At 42.3% G+C, this 26,062-nt stretch carries 25 protein-coding genes; 20 read left to right on the forward strand and 5 right to left on the reverse strand.

The annotated features are described in order from the left end of the window. The first annotated feature begins 218 nt into the window (after nucleotides 1-218). From prfB to ftsX, 3 genes are all read left to right on the forward strand, one after another. A protein-coding gene (gene prfB, locus D8791_RS04895; RefSeq protein ID WP_111705360.1) for a peptide chain release factor 2 occupies nucleotides 219-1,314 on the forward strand; the annotation gives its coding sequence in 2 pieces (ribosomal slippage) (nucleotides 219-290 and nucleotides 292-1,314; 1,095 coding nt in all). 54 nt (nucleotides 1,315-1,368) lie between these two features. Continuing rightward, on the forward strand, nucleotides 1,369-2,061 hold the full coding sequence (gene ftsE, locus D8791_RS04900; RefSeq protein ID WP_005589698.1) for a cell division ATP-binding protein FtsE: 693 nt from the start codon (nucleotides 1,369-1,371) through the stop codon (nucleotides 2,059-2,061). Beyond that, nucleotides 2,054-2,980 (forward strand): permease-like cell division protein FtsX, encoded by a 927-nt coding sequence (gene ftsX, locus D8791_RS04905; protein WP_125446487.1) that lies wholly within the window; start codon nucleotides 2,054-2,056, stop codon nucleotides 2,978-2,980. Before ftsE ends, ftsX begins: the two co-directional genes overlap by 8 nt. Nucleotides 2,981-3,456: 476 nt before the next feature. On the opposite strand, the gene D8791_RS04915 is transcribed toward ftsX, so the two are convergent. Next, nucleotides 3,457-4,092, reverse strand: coding sequence for an MBL fold metallo-hydrolase (locus tag D8791_RS04915; protein ID WP_125446488.1), 636 nt, complete (start codon nucleotides 4,090-4,092; stop codon nucleotides 3,457-3,459). 132 nt (nucleotides 4,093-4,224) lie between these two features. On the opposite strand from D8791_RS04915, the gene D8791_RS04920 reads away from it, so the two are divergent. From D8791_RS04920 to D8791_RS04960, 9 genes are all read left to right on the forward strand, one after another. Beyond that, nucleotides 4,225-6,669, forward strand: a complete 2,445-nt coding sequence (locus D8791_RS04920; protein WP_125446489.1) for a bifunctional DnaQ family exonuclease/ATP-dependent helicase — start codon at nucleotides 4,225-4,227, stop codon at nucleotides 6,667-6,669. A 114-nt stretch (nucleotides 6,670-6,783) separates the two neighbouring features. Next, nucleotides 6,784-7,758, forward strand: coding sequence for a YeiH family protein (locus D8791_RS04925; protein WP_125446490.1), 975 nt, complete (start codon nucleotides 6,784-6,786; stop codon nucleotides 7,756-7,758). Nucleotides 7,759-7,770: 12 nt separating this feature from the next. Continuing rightward, the gene (locus D8791_RS04930; RefSeq protein WP_125446491.1) at nucleotides 7,771-9,003 is read left to right on the forward strand and encodes an FtsW/RodA/SpoVE family cell cycle protein; all 1,233 of its coding nucleotides are present in this window, start codon (nucleotides 7,771-7,773) and stop codon (nucleotides 9,001-9,003) included. Between the two features lie 36 nt (nucleotides 9,004-9,039). Further along, on the forward strand, nucleotides 9,040-9,588 hold the full coding sequence (locus tag D8791_RS04935) for a DJ-1 family glyoxalase III (protein WP_125446492.1): 549 nt from the start codon (nucleotides 9,040-9,042) through the stop codon (nucleotides 9,586-9,588). A 123-nt stretch (nucleotides 9,589-9,711) separates the two neighbouring features. Next, complete coding sequence (locus tag D8791_RS04940) at nucleotides 9,712-10,290, forward strand: HAD-IA family hydrolase (RefSeq protein WP_185760562.1); 579 nt, start codon at nucleotides 9,712-9,714, stop codon at nucleotides 10,288-10,290. 1 nt (nucleotide 10,291) lies between these two features. Further along, nucleotides 10,292-12,241 (forward strand): DNA topoisomerase (ATP-hydrolyzing) subunit B, encoded by a 1,950-nt coding sequence (gene gyrB / locus D8791_RS04945; protein ID WP_125446494.1) that lies wholly within the window; start codon nucleotides 10,292-10,294, stop codon nucleotides 12,239-12,241. Nucleotides 12,242-12,326: 85 nt separating this feature from the next. Beyond that, nucleotides 12,327-14,051: a septation ring formation regulator EzrA gene (ezrA, locus tag D8791_RS04950; RefSeq protein WP_125446495.1), complete on the forward strand. Its 1,725-nt coding sequence runs from the start codon at nucleotides 12,327-12,329 to the stop codon at nucleotides 14,049-14,051. A gap of 99 nt (nucleotides 14,052-14,150) precedes the next feature. Further along, on the forward strand, nucleotides 14,151-14,798 hold the full coding sequence (gene serB / locus D8791_RS04955) for a phosphoserine phosphatase SerB (RefSeq protein WP_125446496.1): 648 nt from the start codon (nucleotides 14,151-14,153) through the stop codon (nucleotides 14,796-14,798). 8 nt (nucleotides 14,799-14,806) lie between these two features. After that, nucleotides 14,807-15,940: a glycerate kinase gene (locus D8791_RS04960; RefSeq protein ID WP_125446497.1), complete on the forward strand. Its 1,134-nt coding sequence runs from the start codon at nucleotides 14,807-14,809 to the stop codon at nucleotides 15,938-15,940. 130 nt (nucleotides 15,941-16,070) lie between these two features. Here D8791_RS04960 and D8791_RS04975 read toward each other — a convergent pair whose 3' ends face one another. After that, on the reverse strand, nucleotides 16,071-16,421 hold the full coding sequence (locus D8791_RS04975; protein ID WP_125446498.1) for a nuclear transport factor 2 family protein: 351 nt from the start codon (nucleotides 16,419-16,421) through the stop codon (nucleotides 16,071-16,073). Next, nucleotides 16,418-16,876, reverse strand: a complete 459-nt coding sequence (locus tag D8791_RS04980; protein WP_125446499.1) for a DUF1694 domain-containing protein — start codon at nucleotides 16,874-16,876, stop codon at nucleotides 16,418-16,420. Before D8791_RS04980 ends, D8791_RS04975 begins: the two co-directional genes overlap by 4 nt. A gap of 184 nt (nucleotides 16,877-17,060) precedes the next feature. Here D8791_RS04980 and eno point away from each other — a divergent pair, with 184 nt between their 5' ends. Together eno and D8791_RS04990 are read left to right on the forward strand one after the other, a co-directional pair. Continuing rightward, complete coding sequence (gene eno, locus D8791_RS04985) at nucleotides 17,061-18,365, forward strand: surface-displayed alpha-enolase (RefSeq protein ID WP_015604660.1); 1,305 nt, start codon at nucleotides 17,061-17,063, stop codon at nucleotides 18,363-18,365. A 76-nt stretch (nucleotides 18,366-18,441) separates the two neighbouring features. Further along, complete coding sequence (locus D8791_RS04990; protein WP_125446500.1) at nucleotides 18,442-18,975, forward strand: hypothetical protein; 534 nt, start codon at nucleotides 18,442-18,444, stop codon at nucleotides 18,973-18,975. A gap of 60 nt (nucleotides 18,976-19,035) precedes the next feature. Here D8791_RS04990 and D8791_RS04995 read toward each other — a convergent pair whose 3' ends face one another. Further along, nucleotides 19,036-19,221 carry a hypothetical protein gene (locus tag D8791_RS04995; RefSeq protein ID WP_005589722.1) on the reverse strand — a complete coding sequence of 62 codons (186 nt, stop codon included), beginning with the start codon at nucleotides 19,219-19,221 and terminating at the stop codon, nucleotides 19,036-19,038. Nucleotides 19,222-19,252: 31 nt separating this feature from the next. Next, complete coding sequence (locus D8791_RS05000) at nucleotides 19,253-20,263, reverse strand: lactonase family protein (protein WP_125446501.1); 1,011 nt, start codon at nucleotides 20,261-20,263, stop codon at nucleotides 19,253-19,255. A gap of 237 nt (nucleotides 20,264-20,500) precedes the next feature. Between D8791_RS05000 and D8791_RS05005 the strand changes: the two genes are divergently transcribed. The 6 genes from D8791_RS05005 to D8791_RS05030 are packed head-to-tail and all read left to right on the forward strand — an operon-like array spanning nucleotide 20,501 to nucleotide 26,002. Continuing rightward, nucleotides 20,501-20,767, forward strand: coding sequence for a hypothetical protein (locus D8791_RS05005; protein WP_005592220.1), 267 nt, complete (start codon nucleotides 20,501-20,503; stop codon nucleotides 20,765-20,767). A gap of 28 nt (nucleotides 20,768-20,795) precedes the next feature. Beyond that, complete coding sequence (locus tag D8791_RS05010) at nucleotides 20,796-22,061, forward strand: efflux RND transporter periplasmic adaptor subunit (protein WP_125446502.1); 1,266 nt, start codon at nucleotides 20,796-20,798, stop codon at nucleotides 22,059-22,061. Next, nucleotides 22,048-22,722 (forward strand): ABC transporter ATP-binding protein, encoded by a 675-nt coding sequence (locus tag D8791_RS05015; RefSeq protein ID WP_005589728.1) that lies wholly within the window; start codon nucleotides 22,048-22,050, stop codon nucleotides 22,720-22,722. Before D8791_RS05010 ends, D8791_RS05015 begins: the two co-directional genes overlap by 14 nt. Nucleotides 22,723-22,733: 11 nt before the next feature. Beyond that, the gene (locus tag D8791_RS05020; protein ID WP_125446503.1) at nucleotides 22,734-23,951 is read left to right on the forward strand and encodes an ABC transporter permease; all 1,218 of its coding nucleotides are present in this window, start codon (nucleotides 22,734-22,736) and stop codon (nucleotides 23,949-23,951) included. A gap of 21 nt (nucleotides 23,952-23,972) precedes the next feature. Beyond that, a complete protein-coding gene (locus D8791_RS05025; protein WP_015604682.1) occupies nucleotides 23,973-24,629 on the forward strand; it encodes a response regulator transcription factor in 657 nt (218 codons plus the stop codon). Further along, nucleotides 24,626-26,002 (forward strand): sensor histidine kinase, encoded by a 1,377-nt coding sequence (locus D8791_RS05030; RefSeq protein ID WP_125446504.1) that lies wholly within the window; start codon nucleotides 24,626-24,628, stop codon nucleotides 26,000-26,002. Before D8791_RS05025 ends, D8791_RS05030 begins: the two co-directional genes overlap by 4 nt. Nucleotides 26,003-26,062: the final 60 nt, after the last annotated feature.

Genomic DNA, 26,062 nt, shown 5'->3' on the forward strand with positions numbered 1-26,062 from the left:
CTAAAAAACAGCTCATTTTCGTGGATAAAGGCTGGGAAGTCTCGAAAAAATCCTAGCACCCCCATGTCATTATATTACTTTTTTAACAATTCCATGACAAGGGGCTCCTATTCTTGCCTATCCATTAAAAATTGTATAAAATGAAGGAGCTTCATTATCCGATTAGGCAAATGTCTGAAAATGTGTTATAATAAAACGATATATGAAAAGAGGTATTTATGGACATTTCAGAAATTCGTCAAAAGATTGACGCAAATCGTGAAAAATTAGCTTCTTTCAGGGGGTCTCTTTGACTTAGAGGGCTTGGAAGAAGAAATTGCCATCTTAGAAAATAAGATGACAGAGCCTGACTTTTGGGATGATAATATTGCAGCTCAAAAGACATCTCAGGAGCTCAATGAACTCAAGCAAACCTATGAGAATTTCCATCAGATGACCGAGCTTTTTGATGAATCGGAAATCTTACTTGATTTTCTAGCTGAGGACGACTCGGTTCAGGAAGAGCTGGAAGAAAAGTTGACCGAGCTTGAGAAGATGATGACTAGCTATGAGATGACTCTCTTGCTGTCAGAGCCTTATGATAATAACAATGCCATTCTCGAAATTCACCCAGGTTCTGGTGGAACAGAAGCTCAGGATTGGGGCGATATGCTGCTGCGGATGTACACGCGCTTTGGTAATGCCAAGGGCTTCAAAGTAGAAGTCTTGGATTATCAGGCTGGTGATGAGGCGGGTATTAAGTCAGTGACCCTTTCCTTTGAAGGGCCGCATGCTTATGGTCTACTTAAGTCAGAAATGGGTGTTCACCGCTTGGTTCGAATTTCGCCATTTGATTCAGCGAAACGCCGTCATACTTCCTTTACTTCAGTAGAGGTCATGCCAGAGTTGGACGATACTATTGAAGTAGAAGTCCGTGATGATGATATTAAGATGGACACTTTCCGTTCAGGCGGAGCCGGCGGACAGAACGTCAATAAGGTATCAACTGGCGTGCGATTGACCCATATTCCGACAGGAATTGTCGTACAGTCTACCGTTGACCGGACCCAGTATGGCAACCGTGACCGAGCTATGAAAATGCTGCAGGCTAAGCTCTATCAGTTGGAGCAAGAGAAAAAAGCAGCAGAAGTCGACTCGCTCAAGGGAGATAAAAAAGAGATTTCTTGGGGCAGTCAGATTCGTTCCTATGTCTTTACCCCTTATACAATGGTCAAAGATCATCGAACCAGCTATGAAGTAGCTCAGGTGGATAAGGTCATGGACGGAGACTTAGATGGCTTTATTGATGCCTATTTAAAATGGAGACTCAACTAAAAACAGAGTGAAATCGCTAGATAAAAACTCTGATGAAAGGAATTGTACTAATTCATGTCAATGATTGAAATGAAAGACGTTGTTAAAAAGTATGACAACGGGACAACTGCTCTACGTGGTGTATCTATACATATCGAACCAGGTGAATTTGCCTATATTGTAGGTCCTTCAGGAGCAGGTAAATCAACTTTTATTAGACTCCTCTATCGTGAAATTAAAATCGATAAAGGAAACCTTGCTGTAGCAGGTTTTAACTTGGGAAAAATCAAGAAACGGGATATTCCAATGCTGCGCCGTAGAGTAGGTGTGGTTTTCCAAGACTATAAACTACTTCCTAAAAAGACTGTTTATGAGAATATTGCCTACGCTATGGAAGTTATTGGTGAGCGTCGTAGAAATATCAAGAAACGCGTTATGGAAGTTTTGGATCTGGTTGGCCTTAAGCACAAGGTTCGTTCCTTCCCGAATGAGTTATCAGGGGGAGAACAGCAGCGGATTGCGATTGCGCGTGCCATTGTCAACAATCCTCAGGTCTTGATTGCTGACGAGCCGACTGGTAACTTGGACCCAGATAATTCATGGGAAATCATGAATTTGCTGGAGCGCATTAACCTGCAAGGAACTACAGTTCTGATGGCGACTCACAATAGTCAGATTGTAAATACCCTACGTCACCGCGTCATTGCTATCGAAAATGGTCGTGTGGTGCGTGATGAGGCGGAAGGAGAATACGGATACGATGATTAGAAGGTTTTTCCGTCATTTAATTGAATCGCTTAAGAGCCTTAAGCGGAATGGTTGGATGACAGTCGCAGCTGTGAGTTCAGTCACGATTACTCTCAGTTTAGTTGCTATCTTTGCCTCTGTTATTTTAAATACCGCAAAGCTAGCGTCTGATATTTCAAATAACGTTCGTATTGTTGTCTATATGCGCAAAGACATCGCTGATAACAGCACAACAATCGTTAAAGAAGGTCAGACAGTTAAAAATACTGATTACCACAAGATTTATGACGCCCTAACTTCAATGGATCATGTCTCAAAAGTTACTTACTCAAGTAAAGAAGAGCAGTATGAAAAGCTGACAGAGACAATGGGAAGTGAATGGAAGGTCTTTGAGGGGGATTCAAACCCACTTTATGACGCTTACATTGTCGATACGACAGAGCATAAATATGTAGATTCCGTTGCGGCAGAAGCCAAGAAGCTGGAAGGCGTTTCGGAAGTGCAGGATGGTGGAGCTAATACGAAAAAACTCTTTGCTCTATCTGATTTTATCCGAGTATGGGGACTGGTAGGAGCAGGCTTGCTCATCTTTATTGCAGTCTTCCTGATTTCCAATACTATTCGGATTACCATTATCTCACGGAGCCGTGAAATTCAGATTATGCGTTTGGTAGGGGCAAAAAATAGCTATATCCGCGGTCCCTTCTTATTTGAAGGCGCTTGGATTGGCTTGCTAGGTTCAGTTTTACCAGTAGCTTTAGTTTATTTTGGTTATAATATGGCCTATCAAACCATGAATAAAAATCTTGTTGCGCAAAATCTTTCCATGATTGAGCCACACTTGTTTGTCCCTGCTATGATTGGGGCTGTATCAGTCTTGGGAATCTTTATCGGTTCACTTGGTTCATCCATCTCCATGAGACGCTTCTTGAAGATTTAATAAAAAAACAGCCGTGTAGGCTGTTCGGATTGAAAACAAACATCATTTGGTGTTTGTTTTTTTATTGCATTAAAAGTATAAATTATTGCTATCGCTTTGTTTTCGATAGGCCGAGGCTGATTATAATGAGGGTAAAAAAGAATGCAGACAAGAGGCCTTTTGTGGTACTGTTTAGAAAAGGCTTGTCAAAAACATAAAAATTATAAGCAGAAAAACCTAATCCAAGGAGAGTTATCATGGCTGAAATAGCCAGCAGAATTAACCAAATTTTTCTTTTATCCATCATGAAGACCATCCTTTTTTTTCTATGGACTAAGTATATCATAATAAGCAAAAAGCGACAAGACATGGAAGTCAGGTGGCTGAATAATTTTCTGCCCTTTTTCTAGAGCCTTCTCTTTCCATTCTTATATAGAAATAGTCATTTAGCAACTAATTAAAAATGAGACAGTCTTGTTATCTGCCTCATTATCAGTTTATTGGAAAAATGGATTGAAATTCTTTTCGTGGCCAATCGTTGTGTCATTTCCATGGCCGGGATAGACACGATAGTCTTTGGGCAAGACAAATAACTCTTCGCGGATGCTAGCAAGGAGCTGGTCCATATTACCAGTTGGTAGATCTGTACGGCCGATGGTTTCACGGAAGAGGGCATCACCAGTCAGGACGACCTGATCTTCTGGGAAAATAATGGAAACTCCTCCGATAGAATGACCAGGGGTTGGAACAACGTAGAAAGAAAAGTCATCCAGCTGGTAGTCCTCGTGATAGTTGAAAAAATATTCAGCAGGTCTGAGAATGACGTCTTCCAAATCTGCATGGCGGTCGAGACCTGAAAGATTATCAGTAGGAGTATAGAGCCAGCTTGCTTCGCTCTCAGCTACATAGACGGGTGGATTGGCAAAATTATCTCGGACCTTATCCAGACTCATGATATGATCGTAATGCGTATGAGTCAGTAAAATAGCTGTGATGGGTTTAGCAATTTCTTCTAGCTTGCGTTGAATCTTCCGCCAGTCGCTGCCAGGGTCAACGACGATGACATGACGGTCATTTTCAAGGACATAAGTATTTTCAAAAGCAATGAGATTGACAATTTTGTGAACTTTCATTGGGCTTCCTTTGCGTATGTTTTCTCACTAAAGAGTGTAACAAAAAAGCAGAAATTTTGCACAAAATTAATTTTGAGGCTCAGCTTATTTTCAGATGTTTCAAGCTGGCATTTGTGATATAATCATAGCAGTATGACACAATCGAACTATAAATATGCTGTCATCGACTTGGAGGCTACAAGTGCGAACAGCAATGCAAAAATTATTCAAATCGGCATTGTCATCATTGAAAATGGGGTGATTTGCCAAACGTATGAAACAGATGTGAATCCGCATGAGGATCTGGATGAGCATATTAAACAGCTGACAGGATTGGATGATCAGCGCTTACGCCAAGCTCCGGATTTTTCACAGGTTGCCCGTGAAGTTTATGAACTGATTGAAGATGCGATTTTTGTCGCTCATAATGTCAAGTTTGATGCCAATTTATTGGCAGAAGCTCTCTTTTGGGAAGGCTTTGACCTGCTGACTCCGAGAGTGGATACGGTGGAACTGGCTCAGGTTTTTTACCCGACCTTTGATAAATATGCCTTAGGAAATCTATGCGAGCTTCTGGAGATTCCTCTGGAAAATGCTCATACCGCCTTAGCAGATGCTCAGGCAACAGCTCAGCTATTTCTAAAAATCCAGAAAAAGATGGCTGGACTGCCAAAAGCTTTGCTGGAGAAGGTGCTGGAATTTTCCGATAGTCTCATCTATGAGTCACGGTTAGCGATCGAAGAGATTTTTCAGTCGATGCCAGACTATTCTGGTCAGGCTTTGCAAGAGACGCATGGTATCTTTTTGAAAAAGCCAAGAATCCTGCCGCCTGAAAAGAAACTTTCGCAGGACTTTCTAACCAACCTTTATCTGCTGGGGCTGGACGAGCGCCCCGACCAGCTGAGATTTGCGCAGTATGTGACTGAGGCACTTAGTCAGACTGCGGCTAGCTTTTTGGAGGCTCAGACAGGACTTGGCAAGACCTTTGGCTATTTATTACCTATTTTAGTTCATGGTCAGGAAAGAGTTTTGGTGACCGTTCCGACGAAGATTTTACAGGACCAGCTGATGCAAAAGGAAGGCCGACTCTTAGAGGAAGTCTTTCATATCTCCTTCCATAATCTCAAAAGTTCCGAAAATTATCTGAAATTAGATCATTTTTATCAAAGTCTATCGGTCTTGGATGATAATCGACTTGTTAATCGTTGCAAAATGCAGCTTTTGGTTTGGCTGACAGAGACCGAGACGGGTGATTTAAATGAAATCGGTCAAGCTTATCGTTTCGAGTCTTACTTTAGTCAGATACGCCATGATGGGAAATTAAGTAAGCATTCACTTTTTTATGAAGAGGATTTTTGGCGACTGGGGCAGGTCAAGGCAGCTAGCAGTCGTGTCGTGATTACCAATCATGCTTATCTTTTGACGCGCCTTGAAGATGACCAGTCTTTGCTGGACAATCGGACGCTGGTGGTGGACGAGGCCCAGAAAATGTTTTTTGCCTTGGAAAGTTTTTCGCAGGCCAGTATCAATTTGACCAAACAATTGCAAACTATCAGTCAGGCTCTGCAGACAGAAAAACGGATTTTACAAGAACGCCTCTTGCAAAGCATCCAATTTGAATTGGCGGATGCTGCTGAAAAGCAGCGGGGTAAGACCAGTGAATTGGATTCCCAGAAGATAGCCAAGCTACGTCAGGATGTGTCTGAGCTGGATGAGAGCTTGCTGCCAGAGCTCAGGGAATTGTTTTCAATCAAGTACCAATACTATTGGCTAACGGAAGAACAATTTGCAGACCATCGGGTGACAAGGCTTCATGCTGGGCGCTCAGAACTGATGAGATTTAAGGATTTCCTGCCTGATACAGTTAAGGTAATCTTAGTTTCTTCTACTTTGGAGATTAGTTCCAAGGTGAATTTGCCTCAATTACTAGGTTTTAAGGATTATCATTTTTACAAACTTCCTCAGCAAAAGAAGCCCCTGCAAAAACTTTTTTTAGATCTTGATTTTTCAGATGTGGTGGAGTTATCAACGCAGGAATATGCTGAGGGGATTGTTGCAAGCTTGGAGAGCTTAGCTCTACTGAATCTGCCGATGGTGGTTCTCTTTACCTCCAAGGATTTATTGCTGGCCACTTCAGACCAGCTGACCTTGCCACATTTGGCCCAGTATAAGAACGGCGAGCCAGCCAATATCAAGCGTCGTTTTGATAAGGGAGAGGCGCCCATCTTGCTAGGAGCAGGCAGTTTTTGGGAAGGAGCGGATTTTGCTCAGCAAGAGCAAATCATTCAGCTCATCACGCGGATTCCTTTTGACAATCCCAAAGATTTTTTTGTTCAAAAAATCAATCATCATCTGAAGGAAGAAGGCAAAAATCCTTTTTACGATTATCAGTTACCGTCAGCTATTTTACGATTGAAGCAGGCCATGGGGCGAACCCGTCGTAATGAACACCAGAAGTCGGCGGTTATTCTTTTGGACAAGCGTATTTCAACCAAACGTTACGGTCGGCAAATCCAGCAAAATCTAAATCAGCTGGCATCTTTAGAAATGCTTTCTCAGCGGGATATTGTAAAGGAATTAAAAGAATTTTTCGACTAAAACTGCTTGAAAACAGTCAATTTTATCTGGCTGTTTTTCTAAATGATTGCAAATTTTCTCGGCACTGATGCCAAAAATCTGCTATAATGAAAAGAATAGAAAGAAGGTTATGACATGAAAAAGAATCTACCAGGAATTGCTCTATCATTTGCAATAGCAGCTATTGCCATTTATTTAGGGAATTGGTTTCCGCTGATTGGATCCAGTGTTTTTGCCATTGTTTTAGGAATTTTGCTTAGTAATTTATGGAAACTACCAGACTCCTTTCAGCCGGGCTTGACCTATTCAGGAAAGAAACTGCTTCAATATTCTATTATCTTTTTAGGCTTTTCCATGTCAATCGGCAAGGTCTCTGTAACGGGCTTATCCTCTCTGAAGATTAGTATTTTGACTATTTTGATCACTTTTTTGGCGGCTTATGCCGCTGGGAAATTCTTCAAAATGAGACGTGTTTTAACCATTTTGATTGGCTTTGGAACGGCTATCTGCGGTGGATCGGCTATTGCAGCAGCTTCGCCTATTTTAGAAGCAGAAGAAGAGGATATTGCTCTTTCCATTTCAACCATCTTCTTTTTCAATATTTTAGCTGTTTTCATCTTTCCTTTTCTGGGGCATCTCATGCAAATGTCCGATGCCTATTTTGGGACTTGGGCAGGGACGGCCATCAATGATACTTCGTCAGTCGTCGCGGCAGGTTATACTTACAGTCAAGCGGCGGGCGATTTGGCAACCATTGTCAAACTAAGCCGAGCGCTGATGATTGTACCCGCCTGTCTCATCTTTGCAGGCTATCGCTATGTTCGAGATAAGCGGTCAGCTCAAAAAGTAGACCTCAAGAAGATTTTTCCTTGGTTTATTTTGTGGTTTGTCTTGGCTTCTGTAGTGAGTAGTTTGGGAATTTTCCCATCAAATCTAGTTCCTTACACAAAGCTGTTGTCTCAATGGCTGATGGCTATGGCCTTAGCCGGGATTGGAGCCAAGGTTTCATTCAAACAGTTCAGGGAGGCTGGAGCGGGACCTTTATTAACTGGAGCTTTTGCTTGGTTCTGCGTCGCAGTTTCTAGCTTGATTATCCAATATTTTTTGTAAGAAAGGAAAATTATGCCTTCACAGCGAAGAACATTTGAGTCTCGGATTGATTACAGCTTGCTTTTACCTGTCTTGCTCTTACTATCAATCGGAGTTACAGCTATTTATATAGCGGTTAGTCATGATTATCCAAATAATGTCTTGCAGATTGTTGGTCAGCAAGTAGTTTGGATTTTATTAGGCTTTCTGATTAGCTTTATCGTTATGTTTTTTAACACTAAGTTTCTTTGGAAGATGACGCCTTTTCTGTATGTTTTAGGCTTAGGACTTATGGTTCTTCCGCTTGTATTTTATAGTGAGAGCTTAGTGGCTTCTACAGGGGCGAAAAACTGGGTATCTATTCGCGGGGTTACTCTCTTTCAGCCATCTGAATTTATGAAAATCTCTTATATTTTAATGCTGTCACGAGTCGTAGTGAAGTTTCTGCAGCAAAATAAGAACTATGAGCGAACCATTGCTTTAGATCTCTTTTTGATTGTAAAATTAGCATTATACACCTTGCCAGTCTTGTTTCTTTTAGCCTTGCAGAGTGATTTGGGGACAGCTCTAGTATTTGCTGCGATTTACTGCGGCATTGTTCTCTTATCTGGTGTTTCGTGGAAGATTATTCTACCGGTTTTCTTGACAGTATCCCTTCTTTTTACTGTCTTTATGTTGATCTTTATTTCAAATGGTGGCCGTGCTTTTCTCCATGGGTTAGGGATGCCGACTTACCAGATCAATCGGATCTCAGCCTGGCTCCATCCATTTGAATATGCTCAGACAGTAACTTATCAGCAGGCACAAGGACAGATTGCTATTGGAAGTGGTGGTTTGCTAGGTCAAGGATTTAATGTCTCAAATCTTCTAGTACCTGTCCGTGAAAGTGATATGATTTTCACTGTAATTGCAGAGGATTTTGGTTTTCTTGGTTCGAGTTTGGTGATTGTTATTTATCTGTTCTTGATTCATCGTATGCTTCAGATTACTATCAAGTCCAACAATCAGTTCTATACCTATATCTCGACCGGTCTCATTATGATGCTGCTCTTTCATATTTTTGAAAATATTGGTGCTGTGACAGGGATTTTGCCTTTGACAGGGATTCCTCTCCCCTTCATTTCTCAAGGGGGGTCCTCCATTGTCAGCAATCTCATCGGAATCGGTCTCTTACTGTCTGTCTCTTATCAAAATAGCCTAGAAGAAGAGAAGCATGCGGTGACTCCGTCTGTTCGTAAAAAAATTGTCCTTAGAAAAATAAAATAAGAAATGGATACCTCGTATCCTAGAAAGGTGTTTTATATGAAAAAAGTAGCTCTTATGTTAGCCAATGGCTTTGAAGAAATAGAAGCTCTCACCGTTGTTGATGTCTTGCGTCGCGCAGGCTTTATCTGTGATATGATTGGTTTTGAGGAGGCTGTGACAGGTTCTCATCAGATTACTGTCAAAGCGGATCAAGTCTGGAATGGGAATCTATCTGCCTATGATATGGTTGTTCTTCCAGGCGGTATGCCAGGATCAACAAATCTGCGAGATGATGACCGCCTAATGGAAGTTCTACAGGAATTTCAAGCAGAAGATAAATTTGTCGCAGCGATTTGTGCGGCTCCTATTGCCCTTGACCGCGCAGGCCTGCTGAATGGCAAGAACTTCACTTGCTATGATGGAGTGGAAGCCAACATTGAGAAGGGTAGCTATCAGAAGCAGACCGTTGTCGTAGATGGAAAGTTAATCACCAGCCGTGGCCCATCTACAGCCCTGCCTTTTGCCTATGAGTTGGTTCACCAGCTAGGTGGAGATGCGGATCAATTGGCAAGTTCTATGCTTTTTAAAGACGTTTTTGAGAAGTAAAAAATTCACTCGATTTTCGAGTGAATTTTTTCTGTCTAAGTTGGATGAAAAATCTATGAAAATATGCTATTTCATCATAAATAAAAGCCCCTTTTTTTCAAAAAATATGGTATAATAAAGGGTATGAATTATCAAGATTACATCTGGGATTTAGGTGGGACTCTCTTGGATAATTATGGGACTTCTACCGCAGCTTTTGTCCATACCTTGCAGGACTTTGGTCTAACTGCGAGTCATGATGAAGTTTATAAGGCTCTCAAGGTTTCGACAGAGTATGCAGTCCGCCAGTTTGCCCCTAGAAACAAGGAATTTTTAAAGGCTTATAAGGCCAACGAGGCTAAGGCATTAGAGCATCCGATTTTATTTGACGGTGCATCAGAATTATTGGCGCAAATTATCCAGCAAGGTGGCAGAAACTTTTTGATTTCTCACCGAGATGATCAGGTGTTAGAGATTTTGCAGAAGACGCAGATTGGTCTTTATTTTACAGAAGTAGTGACGGCTATTAATGGTTTTAAACGTAAGCCAGATCCTGAGTCTATGCTGTATTTAAAAGACAAGTACCAGATTCAGTCTGGGCTGGTTATAGGAGATCGACCGATTGATATCGAAGCTGGTCAGGCGGCAGGATTTAGCTGCTATCTCTTTGATAATATGAGAAATCTTGAAGAATTTGTAGATATTGAACTAGAAAAGGAATAACATGACAGAAGAAAAGCAACAAGACATACAAGCGCAAGAATATGACGCCAGTCAGATTCAGGTCTTGGAGGGCTTAGAAGCCGTTCGGATGCGCCCTGGTATGTATATTGGTTCGACCTCCAAGGAAGGTCTGCACCACTTAGTATGGGAAATTGTTGACAACTCGATTGATGAGGCCTTGGCTGGCTTTGCCACTCATATTCAAGTCTTTATTGAAAAAGATAATTCGATTACAGTTGTTGACGATGGTCGAGGCATTCCCGTTGACATTCAGGAGAAAACAGGTCGCCCAGCTGTGGAAACTGTCTTTACTGTCCTTCACGCAGGAGGAAAATTCGGCGGTGGTGGCTACAAGGTCTCAGGAGGTCTGCACGGTGTAGGCTCTTCCGTTGTAAATGCCCTGTCTACTCAGCTAGATGTCCGCGTTTATAAAAACGGCCAGATTCATTACCAAGAATACCGTCGAGGTCATGTAGTCGCGGATCTAGAAGTCATCGGTGAGACAGATCGTACAGGTACGACAGTCCACTTTACACCAGATCCAGAGATTTTCACTGAAACAGTAGAATTTGACTTTGAAAAGCTCAATAAGCGGGTACAAGAACTGGCCTTCCTCAATCGTGGCCTTAGAATTTCCATCACAGATAAGCGGGATGGAATGGAGCAGGTCAAGGATTACCACTATGAGGGTGGGATTGCCAGCTATGTCCAATACATCAATGAAAACAAGGATGTAATCTTTGAAACGCCGATCTATACCGACGGCGAAATGGACGACATTACGGTTGAAGTAGCTATGCAGTATACGACTGGCTACCATGAAACAGTCATGAGCTTTGCTAATAACATCCACACCCACGAGGGTGGAACGCATGAGCAAGGCTTCCGGACAGCCCTGACACGGGTTATCAATGACTATGCCAAGAAAAACAAGCTTCTCAAAGAAAATGAGGACAATCTGACTGGGGAAGATGTGCGTGAGGGACTGACAGCGGTCATTTCTGTCAAGCATCCTAACCCTCAGTTTGAAGGTCAGACCAAGACCAAGCTGGGCAATAGCGAAGTGGTCAAGATTACGAATCGCCTCTTTAGTGAAGCTTTCTCGGATTTTCTTTTGGAAAATCCTGCGGTGGCTCGAAAAATCGTTGAAAAGGGAATTTTGGCTTCTAAGGCTAGAATTGCTGCTAAGCGAGCTCGTGAAGTAACCCGCAAGAAGTCTGGATTGGAAATCTCTAATCTGCCAGGGAAATTGGCTGATTGCTCGTCCAACAACCCACAGGAAACAGAACTCTTCATCGTGGAGGGAGACTCAGCGGGTGGTTCAGCTAAGTCTGGGCGTAACCGTGAATTTCAGGCTATTTTGCCGATTCGCGGTAAGATTCTCAACGTTGAAAAAGCTAGCATGGATAAGATTTTGGCTAATGAAGAAATTCGCAGTCTCTTTACTGCTATGGGAACGGGCTTTGGAGCGGACTTTGATGTCAGCAAAGCTCGCTATCATAAATTAGTCATCATGACCGATGCGGATGTGGATGGAGCTCACATTCGGACTTTGCTCCTAACTTTGATTTACCGCTACATGAAGCCGGTTCTGGAAGCAGGCTATGTCTACATCGCCCAACCACCAATCTATGGTGTCAAGGTCGGTAGCGAGGTAAAAGAATACATCCAGCCAGGTGCTAATCAAGAAGAAGAACTGCAAGCTGCTCTCGAGCGCTATAGCGAAGGTCGCTCTAAGCCGACGATTCAGCGCTACAAAGGTTTGGGAGAAATGGATGACCATCAGTTGTGGGAAACGACCATGAACCCAGAACACCGCCTAATGGCGCGAGTTTCTGTCGATGATGCAGCAGAAGCTGATAAGATTTTTGATATGCTGATGGGAGATCGTGTAGAGCCTCGTCGTGATTTTATCGAAAAAAATGCAGTATATAGCACACTTGATGTCTAAAAAGTTAGAAAAAACAACCATTACAGATAAATTTGTGATATAATCAATGTGTTTGCTTTTTAGTAAAAGAATGAAGGAGTTTTATATGTCTAATGGACTGATTATTCTCATTATTGTAGTAGCGGCACTATTAATTTTAGGCTATTTTACTGCTATCTATATGAGAAAACGAAATGAAGCGAAGCTTCGAAGTTTGGAGGAGAAAAAAGAGGAACTTTACAATCTTCCCGTGAATGATGAAGTGGAAGAAGTTAAAAATTTACATTTGATTGGGCAAAGTCAAGTGACTTTCCGTGAATGGAATCAAAAATGGGTAGACCTCTCTTTAAATTCATTTGCTGATATTGAGAACAATCTCTTTGAGGCAGAGGGCTACAATAATTCTTTCCGTTTCCTCAAAGCCAAGCATGCGATTGAAAACATTGAAAGCCAAATTGATTTAATCAGTGAAGATATTCATGCAATTCGTCAAGCTTTAGAAGATCTGAAAAAACAAGAATCTAAAAATAGCGGACGAGTTTTACACGCTCTGGATCTGTTTGAAAATTTGCAGCATACTGTGGCTAGCAATCCTGACGCCTATGGACGAGCTCTTGCAGAAATTCAGAAGCAAATGGAAAATATTGAGTCTGATTTCTCTCAATTTGTTACTCTCAACTCTTCAGGGGATCCTGTGGAAGCGGCAGAAATCTTAGACAAAACAGAAGATCGTATCTTGGCACTAACACAGATCGTCGAAAAAGTTCCAGCAATTGTAGAAGACTTGACTGAGAAATTACCAGATCAATTAGAAGATTTGGAGTCTGGCTACCGTAAATTATTGGAAACCAATTATCATTTTATTGAGACTGACTTAGAGGCGCGTTTCCAACAACTTCGTGCCAGTTTGAAACGAAATGAAGAAAATATTGCGGCGTTGGAGTTGGATAATGCCTTGTATGAGAATGAACAAATTCAAGAGGAAATCGATGCTCTGTATGCCATCTTTACTCGAGAAATTGAGGCTCATAAAGTCGTTGAGAAGTTGGTGAACTACCTTCCTGACTACCTAGAACACACTAAAGAGAATAACCAACAGCTTCAAAGCGAAATGGAACGTTTATCACATTCCTTCTTGCTACCAGAGCCTGAAATAAATCATATCAAAGATTTGAAATCTGAATTATCTGCTCAAGAAGCAGTCGTTCACTCTTCACTTGAAGATACAGCTGAAATGAAGAAACCTTTCTCAGTGGTTAGAGAAGAGTTGGAAGCTATTCAAGACCGATTGAAAGAAATCGAAGATGAACAGATTGAACTTGGTGAGCAGCTAGAAAAGATCGAAAAAGACGATGTCAATGCCCGTCAAAAAGTTACGATTTACGCCAATAAATTGCATACGATTAAGCGATTTATGGAAAAACGTAATTTACCGGGTATTCCAGAGTCCTTCTTAACAATTTTCTTTGGAGCAAGCGACTATATTGAGGAGCTGGCTAGAGAGTTGGAGGCAACTCGTGTGAATATCGAATCTGTTAACCGCTGGTTAGAGATTCTGGCAAATACAATGAATGAATTGGAAGAAGAGACATATCGAATCGTTCGAAATTCTACCTTAACAGAGCAGTTGCTACAATACTCTAACCGTTATCGTTCATTTGATGACAATGTGCAGGCAGCCTTCAATGAATCCCTTCATGCTTTTGAAGTTGAATTTGATTACGCAAAATCTTTGGAAATTATTTCAAAAGCCTTGGATGTTGTTGAGCCTGGAGTTTCAGCTCGTTTTATCAATTCATATGAAAAAACACGCGAAAATATTCGCTTCTAAGAAAGTTCCTTCGGGAACTTTTTTCTTTGCAATCTAGCTTGTCTTGTCACTGAAAATCCTGTATAATACAACAAATCATAGAAAACATGAGGTGAACAGATGAGTCGGGTCAAAGGCTTATTGGTGATGGATGTCGATAGCACGCTTATTATGGAAGAGGGCATTGATTTGCTGGGCGAGGAAGCTGGAGTTGGGCAGCAAGTGGCTGCTATCACTGAGCGAGCTATGCGCGGGGAATTAGATTTCGAGGCTGCCTTACGGGAGAGGGTTTCACTTTTGGCGGGACTTCCGGAAACTATCTTTTCTCGGATAGCTGACAAGATTCATTTCACGCCTGGCGCCAAAAAATTAGTAGATGAGCTGCATGCGCGGGGCTACAAGGTTGGCTTGGTTTCAGGTGGCTTTCATGAAACGGTGGATAGACTGGCTGAAGAGCTAGGAATTGACTATGTAAAGGCCAATCGCTTAGAAATCAAGAATGGCTTGCTTACAGGTCATGTGTTGGGAGACATTGTTAGCAAAGATACTAAAGTTCAGATGCTGAAAGAATGGGCTCAAGAAAACAATTTGGAATTAAATCAAACCATTGCTATGGGGGATGGCGCCAATGATTTGCCCATGATTCAAACGGCAGGTATTGGAATTGCTTTTAATGCCAAGCCAATTGTAAGAGAGCAAGCACCCTATCAAATCAATGTTTATGACCTCTATCAAGTAATGGATATTTTAGATGGGAAGGAAAAATAGGAGGCACGATGCATATCTTGTTAGCACCAGATTCTTTTAAGGAAAGTTTGTCTGCCGCTCAGGTAGCAGAAGCCTTGAAAGAAGGTTTTTCCCAAGCCTTGCCAGAGGTGACTTTTGACTTACTGCCTATTGGAGATGGCGGCGAAGGGACTGTGGCTGCCTTGATTTCTGCTATGAAGCTAAAAGAGTTTCGTCATTGGGTGACTGGACCTTTTGGCCAGCCAGTCGAAATGAAATATGCTAGACAAGACCAGCTAGCCCTTTTTGAAATGGCAGATTTAGTGGGACTGGCTTTAATTCCTAAGGAAAAACGCAATCCTTTAGACTTGGAAACCAGAGGTCTGGGAGAGCTGATTCTTCACCTGGCTGAAAATGGAGTCAGGAAGATTCTGGTCGGTGTTGGCGGCTCGGCAACGAATGATGGTGGAATCGGTATAGCAGCTGGTCTGGGCTATGACTTTTTTGATGAAAACAATCATCGACTGCGGCCTGTCGGCTCTTCTTTAGGGAGAGTTGCCCGAATTTCTGCGGAACATGTTCCAGCTTGCTTGGATGATATTGACATCGAAATTTTGACAGATGTTTCCAGTCCTTTATGTGGGCAGCAGGGAGCGACTCAGGTCTTTGGACGACAGAAAGGCCTGTCTGAATGGCTTCTTTCATCTGTCGATCAGGAAATGAGGAACTTCTATGAACTGGCCAATCCGCAGATTTTCACCCAAGCTGGTGCTGGTGCAGGAGGAGGCATGGCAGCAGGGCTAGTCACATTTGCCAAGGGGAAAGTCGTGTCAGGAATTGATACCTGCCTGGATTTGCTGGATTTTGACCGCAAGGTTAAAGAAGCGGACTTAGTTGTTGTTGGTGAGGGCCGCATGGATAAGCAGTCCTTGGCCGGAAAGGCTCCAGTTGGGGTAGCAAGGCGGACGCCAAAAGAGATTCCTGTTCTTGCGATCTGTGGCAGTTTGGCTGATGATTTGCCTCCATTTCCTAGGGAGAATATCCATGCAGCTTTTCCCATTATCTCGCAAGTGGCGGATTTGGACGTAACCTTAGCTCAAGCGAGGGAAAATCTGGTTCGTACAGCTTGCAATATTGGCAACCTATTAGCCATCAAAAAAAGAGAGTGGGACAGAAATCGGTAATTGGTTAGAATTCGATTTCGTCGTCCCACCTCCGCACAGTTGAGCAGGGCTGTAAAAGCTGATGAAATCAGCGTAGTAGAGCCCGCTCAACCACTGCGTCTTGCTCGACAATCTAAAGACAATTGAGAGGCTAGGACTTTTGTCCCAGCCTCTTTTTCAGTAAATATTCGATTTCTTTGACGATTAAGCCGTTTGCAAATTCAAATAGATCGCAGGAAAGTTCCCCGTGGTCATTAACCAAAATTGTTAGAATCCGACTTTGCTCAGAATTGCTGTGATAGTATTGGCAACTAAACTGTGCGGAACTGTTCTGATAGGCCTCCTTTATCCTGTGGAGGTAGGCTTCTTTTCCCTGAATGATTTCTGAGGATTCTCCATGCAGCTCCCAGACGACATGCTCGTCTAAACAAGTTTGATAAATGTCCCAGTCACGCTGATTTTCCGCCTCGAAAAAGGCAAATAATTTCTCTAAATTTGTCATTTATGAAACATTTTTTTCCAAAGGGAGGTTTTCTTGTGGGTAGATGGTTTACTCTCTGCTGGGTGGAGGATGTCGGCAAATTGTTTGCTCAAGTCCTTTTCTTCTATGGTCACAGGATGATCGCTATGAATCACCAAACCAAAAGGAGAGGATTGGCAAAAAGCAGAGACGATGGTGGCCTCGCAGCCTAAATCTTTGGCGGTTTTTAGGTAGAAAACCTGCTGGCTGGATATGACTTCAGGAGATATTTTGACTGTGACGGGATGGTAGCTTTCAGTGATGTATTCGACTATTTCTTTAAAATGCTTCTTTAGAAGCGAGGAATTGGCATCCGAAATAGAGCAGTAAGCAATCACCCGCTCTTCAAAAGTTTCCAAAAATTTGCGCTGTTCATCAGGATTGAGCTTAGCATTTCCCTGAGATTTTTCCATGATAATGTTATTTAGATCTGTCATATTTCTAGTATATCATAAATAAAGGATTTCTGATTTTCAAACTGTTAAGAAAAAGATAGAATGTAACCGATTGCATTTTAAAAATTGTGATTTTTCAAGCAAAGCTGCTGTTTTTCCTTGAAAAAAAAGCGCTTTTGAGGTATCATAGACTAGTAAATAATTTTAAACAATAAGGAGAGTCAAAATGTCAATTATTACTGATGTTTATGCTCGCGAAGTCCTAGACTCACGCGGTAACCCAACACTTGAAGTAGAAGTTTATACTGAATCAGGTGCTTTCGGACGTGGTATGGTTCCTTCAGGAGCTTCTACTGGTGAACACGAAGCAGTTGAACTTCGTGATGGTGACAAATCTCGTTACGGCGGTCTTGGTACACAAAAAGCAGTTGACAACGTGAACAACGTTATCGCTGAAGCTATTATCGGTTACGATGTACGTGACCAACAAGCTATCGACCGTGCAATGATCGCTTTGGACGGTACTCCAAACAAAGGTAAATTGGGTGCGAACGCAATTCTTGGTGTGTCTATCGCTGTAGCTCGTGCTGCTGCTGACTACCTTGAAATCCCACTTTACAGCTACCTTGGTGGATTCAACACTAAAGTTCTTCCAACTCCAATGATGAACATCATCAATGGTGGTTCTCACTCTGACGCTCCAATCGCTTTCCAAGAATTCATGATCGTACCTGCTGGTGCACCATCATTCAAAGAAGCTCTTCGTTGGGGTGCTGAAATCTTCCACGCTCTTAAGAAAATTCTTAAATCTCGTGGTTTGGAAACTGCTGTTGGTGACGAAGGTGGATTTGCTCCTCGTTTCGAAGGAACTGAAGATGGCGTAGAAACTATTATTGCTGCTATCGAAGCTGCTGGTTATGTTCCAGGTAAAGACGTATTTATCGGATTTGACTGTGCTTCATCAGAATTCTACGATAAAGAACGTAAAGTATACGACTACACTAAATTCGAAGGTGAAGGAGCTGCTGTACGTACTGCTGCAGAACAAATCGACTACCTTGAAGAATTGGTAAACAAATATCCAATCATCACTATCGAAGATGGTATGGACGAAAACGACTGGGATGGTTGGAAAGCTCTTACTGAACGTCTTGGTGGTAAAGTTCAATTGGTTGGTGACGACTTCTTCGTAACAAACACTTCTTACCTTGAAAAAGGTATTGCAGAAGGCGCAGCTAACTCAATCCTTATCAAAGTTAACCAAATCGGTACTCTTACTGAAACATTCGACGCTATCGAAATGGCAAAAGAAGCTGGTTATACTGCCGTTGTATCACACCGTTCAGGTGAAACTGAAGATTCAACAATCGCTGACATCGCAGTTGCAACTAATGCAGGACAAATCAAGACTGGTTCACTTTCACGTACAGACCGTATTGCTAAATACAACCAATTGCTTCGTATCGAAGATCAACTTGGTGAAGTTGCTGAATACCGTGGATTGAAATCATTCTACAACTTGAAAAAATAATTCCTTCTAATGGAATGAAGCAAATCCCTTGAGGCTAACTCAAGGGATTTTTAATAAATAAGGGGAGACTTTTGGGATGTTGTATTTCATTTTGTATATCCTAAGCAGAGAGTGGCTAGCTCTTACTGTTTTATTTATAGGCCTCTTTTTGGCTTATAAACGCAAATCATGCTCTCTGGCACTTTTGGCAGTTCTATTATTTCTTATAATTACCAGTATATTCTGGTATCCTCGGTTCAGCCCATGGTTTGCTTTTCCCTTTTTGTTTCTCGCTTTCTATTTATTGGTAAAAAGATATAGGTGGGTTCTTTATCCCGCTCTTGCTCTAGGAGTATTGTTAGTGGCATTTTCTCCTATTCTTGGGATATTTTTTACGGTTTATGTTCCGGTGAACCATTATGCCTATCTTGAGGAAAAAGGGCAGACAGTTGTGGTTCGGGAAGATTACTATGGAGCATTTTTTAGTGAAAGCGATATAGAAATCACGACCTATGTAAATGGTCAACTCCCTCTTGCTAATAAGATAGTTTATAAAAGGGTTGCTCAACCCTTGACAAGCGAACGACTGGAAGAATTACATGTTTTTATGAATCGGAAATGGACTAAATAAGGCTCGATCAAATAAAAAAGCTGTTGGATTTTCATCCAACAGCTTTTTTTAATTAAGATTTTAGAAAATAGACTTAACTTTGTTGATGACGTCGTTGAGCCCTTTTGAATTTGCTACTAAATCTTTTGCCTTATCTAAGTATTCGCCCAGCTCATCCTTGTGGTCTTCGACAAACTTCTTAGCTGCATCAAAATCTTTCTTTTCGATCAATTCTTTTACTTGATTAAACAATTCTACTGGATTCATTTTGAATGCTCCTTTGATAATTTTCTTTTGATTATTGGAAGGTCACGCAGACAGCTTCTGGCACATAGAAATCATGAGAAATTTCTGTTAATCGGCCTGTTTCAGGATCGCGTTTGAAAATAGTTGCATTGTCCGAGTCTTGGTGAACAGCGATGAGGTAGTTTTGGTCAGGGGTGATATTGAAATCACGTGGATTTTTGCCCTTTGTTGGCGTGATTTCAACGAGCTGTAGGCTTCCATCAGCTAGAATTTGATAAACCGCTATTGAGTCATGGCCACGGTTAGAGCCATAGAGGAATTTACCGTCTGCTGAAAGGCGGATGGCTGCAGTTCCGTTAAAATCTTTAAATTCTTCTGGGAGAGTTGAGACGGTCTGCATGTGTTCAAACTGACCAACGCCGTCATAAATCAATACTTCGATAGTAGAATTTAGTTCGCAGATAAGGTAAGCAATTTTATAGTGGTTATGAAAGACAATGTGACGTGCCCCGGCCCCAGCAGCACATGTGTAGGTGGCCAGTTTGTTTAGTTGTCCGTCTTCCGTCACATCGTAGGTGGTGACTTGGTCTGTTCCGAGGTCGCAGGTAACTAGATATTGATCGGGAGTCAAGTCAGCATAGTGGACATGAGCAGAGGCTTGATTGGCGTGGGGTCCTTGCCCGATGTGGGTGTCTGAATCAGCCAGTTTTAGGCTGCCATCTTTTTGTTGCTTGTAGATCAGCACTTGTCCCTTGTGGTAGTTAGCTCCGTAGACAAGACCTCTTTCATTATCTACAGCAACATAGCAAAGAGGCGCGCCTTCTTCAACCACATGATTGAGAAGATGTCTCTGTTGGTTATAGGCCGCAATCCCGCCTTGTCCGTCTTTTGAACCAACGGTGTACAGATGACCAGCTTGGTCAAAGGCTAGATAAGTGGGGCTTGGCTCTTCGGCTACTAATTCTAAGTTTGAGAGTTGTCCCTTTTCAGTATCAAAATCCGCCTTATAAATTCCTTTGGAAACTCGTCGGGTGTATGTTCCAAAATAAACTGTTTGAGTCATGTTTCCACCTCATTTTTTAAAATCAATCTATTATACCATAAAACGACTTAAGAAGCTGTTTGGATAGGAAAAGTCCTGTATCTAGAGGACAATCTCCAATTTTATTAAAAAATAGATAAAAAACAGATGGTGGGTAGGAAGGGGATAGAACACTTTGATAGAATGGAATTGTTCAAAAAAACAAATACGATCAGGAAAGCTCAAAATTCCTGTTTTCTAAAACAAAGGAGAAATCAAATGAACGTAAAAAAATTCGCTATGCTTGTAACTCTTATCGGAATGTCTGTCTTTTTCCTAGCTGCATGTGGTTCTAAGAATGCTGACAATAAAGAAATTAGCGATGGGAAAAAAGTAGATTTTAAGAAAGATGCTGTTGATCAAAAAACGAAAACAGTAGACGGCAAGGAAGTGACAGAGTACACCATGCCGGATGGAAATGTAATTCAAATCCCAGCGGATGGAGAAGAATTACCAACAGATGAATCTGAATCAACTGATAAATAAAAGTTAGAACTTGTAGGTTGGAGGCAATATGTTTCAAAGAAAAAAAATGAATCGTAAAACCATAATATTGGGCAGCACGGTCATTCTCGCTTGTGCTGGGCTGGGAGGCTATGTACTTCTCAATCAGGTTAATCAAAAACAGGCCATGCAAATGGTTGATAATAAGATTGATTCTCTGACGGTCCAGGATGCTGTCAATAACAGTAAAAAAACAAGCCTGGTTTTATCTGGAGAAGTAGTTGCTAACAATAGTAGTAAGGTCAAGATTGACCCATCAAAAGGTGAAGTTAAGGAAGTATTCGTCAAAAATGGCGATACTGTTACACAAGGGCAGCCCCTCTTTTCCTATGTGACGTCTCAGGAATTGACAGCTCAGTCTGCTCAGTATGATGCTCAAGCTAAGGCCAACGGCATTACGACTGCTCAAACCAGCGCATCAATCAAATGGGAAACTTATAACCGTAAGCTGGCTAGTCTCAATGCCCTTAGGAATAAATACAATTCTAGTAAGGATGAATCTTTGTTAGATCAGATAAAATCTGCTGAAGATGAGCTGGCTCAAGCGCTAAGTGACGCTAAGACTGCTGACAATGAAGTAACGAATGCGCAGATTGAGGCTGAAAAGGCTCAGGTGACAGCTCAGACGGAATCAGACCGCATGAAATATGATACCGTGACGGCTGATACAGCGGGAACCATTACCTCTATGAACGAAGATCTTCCGACTCAGTCCAAAGCTAAAAAGGAAGAAGAAACCTTTATCGAAATCATGGACAAGTCCAAGACTTTGGTAAAAGGAACTGTCAGCGAATTTGACCGTGAGAAGCTGAGCGTGGGTCAGAGAGTAGATATTGTAGATCGCAAGGATCCTAAGAAGCGCTGGAGTGGCACCGTCACTCAGGTCGGCACCTTGACAACTGCGAATGCTGGAAATAGCAATGGTGGAAATAAACAACAGGAAAACCCCAACCAAGGCAAGTTCCCTTATACTGTCGAGCTGGATCAAGGCGGTGAAATGCCACTTGTAGGCTCCCATTCTTATGTCAATGTCGTAGAAAATGCTCCTGAAGCCGGCAAAGTTGTCGTCAATAAGGCCTATACTTTCAGTAAAAATGGCAAGACCTATGTCTGGAAGGTAGAGGGTAAAAAGGTGAAAATGAAGGAAGTCAAGATCAAGAAAGTCTCTGACCGTTTGGTAGAGATTACAGAAGGCTTGACTATGAATGATACCATTTCGACGCCTAGAGAAGGCATGAAAGACGGAATGGAGGTAGGACAGAATGTTAAAGCTTAAGAACATCCACAAATCTTATCAACAGGGCAGTCAGGAATTTCCGATTTTGAAAGGAATTGATTTGCATGTGAAAGAGGGGGATTTTCTAGCGATCATGGGGCCGTCTGGATCAGGTAAGTCCACTTTGATGAACATTATCGGCTGTTTGGACAAGGCTAGCGCAGGTTCTTATCATATCGAAGGAACTGACGTCTCTGACTTATCCGACAACCAACTATCTGATTTGCGTAATCAGAAAATTGGCTTTGTTTTCCAGAATTTCAACCTCATGCCCAAGCTGACAGCCTGTCAGAATGTTGAACTGCCTCTGACTTACATGAAAGTTCCTAAAAAAGAGCGACGCGAGCGCGCTTTGGAAATGCTACGACTGGTCGGTCTGGAAGAAAGAAGTGACTTCAAGCCGATGGAGCTGTCCGGCGGTCAAAAGCAACGGGTAGCCATTGCGCGTGCCCTTGTGACCAATCCCAGCTTTATCTTGGGAGACGAGCCGACTGGGGCGCTGGATACCAAGACCAGTGTTCAGATTATGGAGCTTTTCAAGCAATTTAATGAACAAGGCAAGACCATTGTCATCATTACCCACGAGCCGGAAGTGGCTCAGCTTTGCAAGCAAACGGTTGTCTTGCGGGACGGTAATATAGAGACTCGGGCATTAGGATAGAAGGGGGCTATATGGAAGATATTTTTGTAGCTCTAAACTCAATCCTGTCCCACAAAATGCGCTCTATGCTGACCATGCTGGGGATTATCATCGGGATTGGCGCTATTATTGCTATCTTTTCTATCATTGAAGGAAATACAGAAAATACCAAGCGCCAGCTGATCGGTGGCACTAATAATACCATTAAGGTTGTTTACGATAAGAAAAGCGCCATCGATCCCTCTATCCCAGAGAAATCCCAAGCGCAGAAGCCTTCCTACATTCCCTTCATGGGAGAGGATGTCTTATCCAAAATCAAGGAAATTCCTGGAGTTAAAAATGCTTTGATGACCTATGGGGCGGACGAAAAGATTTACTATCTCAGTCAAAAGTCATCTGGCAAGGTTCAGGCAGTTTCCCAGTCAGTAGCTGATATCAAGCAGCAACGACTGTTGGAAGGGGAGGGCTTTGACTCTGAAGCCTTCAAAAATCAAGAGCAAGTAACCTACCTAGAAAAGTCTCTTTATGATACCCTCTTTCCTAAGGGGGATGGTATCGGTAAGTATGTAGAAGTCAAGGGCAATCCTTTTAAAGTTATCGGCGTCTTTGAGTCTACTGAGCAGAGTGGCTTAACCTCTGGTTCGGAAAAGGTGGCCTATATTCCTCTGCAACAATGGCATCGGATTTTTGATACCATCAATGTCAGTCCAGAAGTCACCGTTCAGACCCACAAAGCCGATGATTTGAAAAAGGTGGCTAAGAAAGTTAGTGACTATCTCAATCAGCAGATGCCTCAGTCAGACTATATGTTTGGTGTGTTAAATCTGCAAGAATTTGAGCGTCAATTGGATAACCTCAACCAGTCTAACTTTGTCTTGCTAGCGGGTATTGCCAGCATCTCCCTCTTAGTCGGAGGTATTGGGGTTATGAATATCATGCTGGTCTCAGTGACAGAGCGGACACGTGAAATCGGGATTAAAAAGGCTCTGGGAGCTCGGCGAAAGATCATTCTCAAGCAGTTCCTGATCGAAGCGGTCATCCTGACTCTGATGGGAGGAGTTATTGGTGTGGTAGCAGGTATCGCCTCTGGCTTTGCTATTACCCAGTCTCTGGCCTACCCATATATTTTATCTCTATTTTCGGTCTTTGTAAGTTTGCTCTTTTGTTGTATAATAGGAGTAGTATTTGGGCTCCTGCCGGCTGTGAAAGCATCCAAGCTGGATCCAATTGAAGCCCTGCGATTTGAATAAATAAAGGAGAATCAAGCGTATATGCACAAGATTTTAGTAGTGGAAGACGATACTACGATCAATCAAGTCATTTGTGAATTTTTAAAAGAAAGTAACTATGCAGTTACACCAGTCTTTGATGGAGGCGAGGCTTTGCTTCAATTTGAAGCAGAGTCTTTTGACTTAGTTATTTTAGACATGATGTTGCCAACCATGAGTGGACTGGATGTCCTCAAGGAAATTCGCAAGACTTCTCAGATTCCGGTCATGATCCTGACGGCACTAGATGATGAGTACACTCAGCTGGTCAGCTTTAACCACCTCATCAGTGACTATGTGACCAAGCCTTTCTCACCGCTAATCTTGGTCAAACGGATCGAGAATATTCTGCGACGAAATACGGTTGCGTCAGAGATTACTGTCGGTGAATTGACCGTCTCTATCGATGATTGTACTGTTTATTGGCAGGAAGAAAAGATGCCTCTGACCAAGAAAGAGTACGAAATCTTGCAGGCTCTAGCCAAGAGAAAAGATCACTTAGTGACCCGCGATCAGCTCATGAATACCATCTGGGGTTACAGCGAGCTGGACAGCCGGGTGCTGGATAATCATATCAAGAATATTCGTAAGAAGATTCCAGGTATTCCTCTGAAAACCATCACAGGTATGGGCTATCAGCTTGGAGGAGAAGACACGTGAAGATTGTCAAAAAGAACTTCCTCTTGACGACTTTCATCATCTTTGTCGTTGTGACGATCGTTCTATCCACTCTCTATTTCGCCATGCCGGTTTATTACCAGCAGGTCAAGGGAGGAGAAGCCCAGCGTGAGTTTGCTCAGGTAGCCAAGCAGGTCAAGGGAAAGTCCAGCCAAGAAATCAGTGAGCTCTTGAGCAATTATAGCAAAAAAAGCAATCAGATCTGGTTCACCTTGCTGGCGAAAGACAATACGATTCTTTACCCAGCACTTGAAACGAATGGAGAAAGCTCTCTCCAGCTGACCATTGTTCCGACCATTGCCAATAGCAATTATGAGAGTAAGACCCTGTCAGAAAGTTTTCGGACATCAGATGGCAAAGAAGTAGTCCTGCGTGGGGAATATTCCCTGCAACCCGTTTCGGATGCCAGTCGGATCTTGCTCAATCTCTATCCCTTTGTATTATTCTTGTCGCTGAGTCTGGGTGGGCTTGCCGCCTATCTCTATAGTCGGACCTCCAGTCAGCGGATTAAGGATATCTCTTCTAGCACTCGACAAATGACGAGTCTGCTTCCAGACGTTTCCTGTCAGGTGAAAGGGCATGACGAGATTGCTGATTTGGCTCAGGATATCAATCACTTATATGCTAACCTCTTAACCAGTATGGAAGCTCTGCGATTAGAAAATGAGAAAGTCGCAGAAAGCGAGCGCGAAAAGGCAGAATTTCTCCGAATGACCTCCCACGAACTCAAGACCCCCATCACCAGCATGATGGGAATGATTGACGGGATGATTTATGGAGTGGGTGATTTTAAAGATCGGGACAAATACCTACAGAAGTGCCGCGAAATATTGGAAGAACAATCAGGCTTAGTTCAGTCTATCCTAGCCATTTCAAAGCTAGAAATGACCATGGAGACAGAGCGAGAAATCTTCTCTCTCAAAGAGCTGCTTGAAGCAAATATCAGTACCTACAAGGTTCTAGCTGACCTCAAGCATTATCAATTTAATGTCCAACTTACAGAAACAAAAGTCCGAGGAAATAAGACCTATTTACTGAAAGCTATTAAAAATCTGATTGATAATGCCTTCCATTATACAGTAGAAGGCGGAGAAATCTTGGTTCGTTTAGAAGATGGAGTATTAATTGTAGAAAATGAAGCTGAGCGAGTGTTGGATGAATCACAGATTCAGCAGATTTTCCAGCCGTTTTATCGACCAGACTACAGTCGCAATCGTAAGGATGGCGGTACAGGACTGGGACTCTTTATCGTGCAGCAAATTTTAGAAAAGCACCATCTCACTTATCGCTTTGAAGCAGTTGAAAATAAGTGGATGCGCTTCACGATTTTTTTACCTCAAATGGAACAGATATGAGGCTGGGACAAAGTCCTAGCCTCTCAATTGTTTGGATTGTCGAGCAAGACGCAGTGGTTG

The organism is Streptococcus cristatus (assembly GCF_003943515.1).
Taxonomy (GTDB): Bacteria; Bacillota; Bacilli; order Lactobacillales; family Streptococcaceae; genus Streptococcus; species Streptococcus cristatus_D.

Excerpts from the sequence above, each read along its gene's own strand:
- D8791_RS04995 (WP_005589722.1), bottom strand. The coding sequence starts at position 19,221 with ATGAATCCAGTAGAATTGTTTAATCAAGTAAAAGAATTGATCGAAAAG.
- serB (WP_125446496.1), top strand. The coding sequence starts at position 14,151 with ATGAGTCGGGTCAAAGGCTTATTGGTGATGGATGTCGATAGCACGCTT.
- D8791_RS05020 (WP_125446503.1), top strand. The coding sequence starts at position 22,734 with ATGGAAGATATTTTTGTAGCTCTAAACTCAATCCTGTCCCACAAAATG.
- D8791_RS04930 (WP_125446491.1), top strand. The coding sequence starts at position 7,771 with ATGCCTTCACAGCGAAGAACATTTGAGTCTCGGATTGATTACAGCTTG.
- D8791_RS05015 (WP_005589728.1), top strand. The coding sequence starts at position 22,048 with ATGTTAAAGCTTAAGAACATCCACAAATCTTATCAACAGGGCAGTCAG.
- D8791_RS04940 (WP_185760562.1), top strand. The coding sequence starts at position 9,712 with ATGAATTATCAAGATTACATCTGGGATTTAGGTGGGACTCTCTTGGAT.
- ftsE (WP_005589698.1), top strand. The coding sequence starts at position 1,369 with ATGTCAATGATTGAAATGAAAGACGTTGTTAAAAAGTATGACAACGGG.
- D8791_RS04920 (WP_125446489.1), top strand. The coding sequence starts at position 4,225 with ATGACACAATCGAACTATAAATATGCTGTCATCGACTTGGAGGCTACA.
- D8791_RS05010 (WP_125446502.1), top strand. The coding sequence starts at position 20,796 with ATGTTTCAAAGAAAAAAAATGAATCGTAAAACCATAATATTGGGCAGC.
- D8791_RS04935 (WP_125446492.1), top strand. The coding sequence starts at position 9,040 with ATGAAAAAAGTAGCTCTTATGTTAGCCAATGGCTTTGAAGAAATAGAA.
- gyrB (WP_125446494.1), top strand. The coding sequence starts at position 10,292 with ATGACAGAAGAAAAGCAACAAGACATACAAGCGCAAGAATATGACGCC.
- D8791_RS05005 (WP_005592220.1), top strand. The coding sequence starts at position 20,501 with ATGAACGTAAAAAAATTCGCTATGCTTGTAACTCTTATCGGAATGTCT.
- D8791_RS04980 (WP_125446499.1), bottom strand. The coding sequence starts at position 16,876 with ATGACAGATCTAAATAACATTATCATGGAAAAATCTCAGGGAAATGCT.
- D8791_RS04960 (WP_125446497.1), top strand. The coding sequence starts at position 14,807 with ATGCATATCTTGTTAGCACCAGATTCTTTTAAGGAAAGTTTGTCTGCC.
- D8791_RS04915 (WP_125446488.1), bottom strand. The coding sequence starts at position 4,092 with ATGAAAGTTCACAAAATTGTCAATCTCATTGCTTTTGAAAATACTTAT.
- eno (WP_015604660.1), top strand. The coding sequence starts at position 17,061 with ATGTCAATTATTACTGATGTTTATGCTCGCGAAGTCCTAGACTCACGC.
- D8791_RS04925 (WP_125446490.1), top strand. The coding sequence starts at position 6,784 with ATGAAAAAGAATCTACCAGGAATTGCTCTATCATTTGCAATAGCAGCT.
- D8791_RS05025 (WP_015604682.1), top strand. The coding sequence starts at position 23,973 with ATGCACAAGATTTTAGTAGTGGAAGACGATACTACGATCAATCAAGTC.
- D8791_RS04990 (WP_125446500.1), top strand. The coding sequence starts at position 18,442 with ATGTTGTATTTCATTTTGTATATCCTAAGCAGAGAGTGGCTAGCTCTT.
- D8791_RS04975 (WP_125446498.1), bottom strand. The coding sequence starts at position 16,421 with ATGACAAATTTAGAGAAATTATTTGCCTTTTTCGAGGCGGAAAATCAG.
- D8791_RS05000 (WP_125446501.1), bottom strand. The coding sequence starts at position 20,263 with ATGACTCAAACAGTTTATTTTGGAACATACACCCGACGAGTTTCCAAA.
- ftsX (WP_125446487.1), top strand. The coding sequence starts at position 2,054 with ATGATTAGAAGGTTTTTCCGTCATTTAATTGAATCGCTTAAGAGCCTT.
- ezrA (WP_125446495.1), top strand. The coding sequence starts at position 12,327 with ATGTCTAATGGACTGATTATTCTCATTATTGTAGTAGCGGCACTATTA.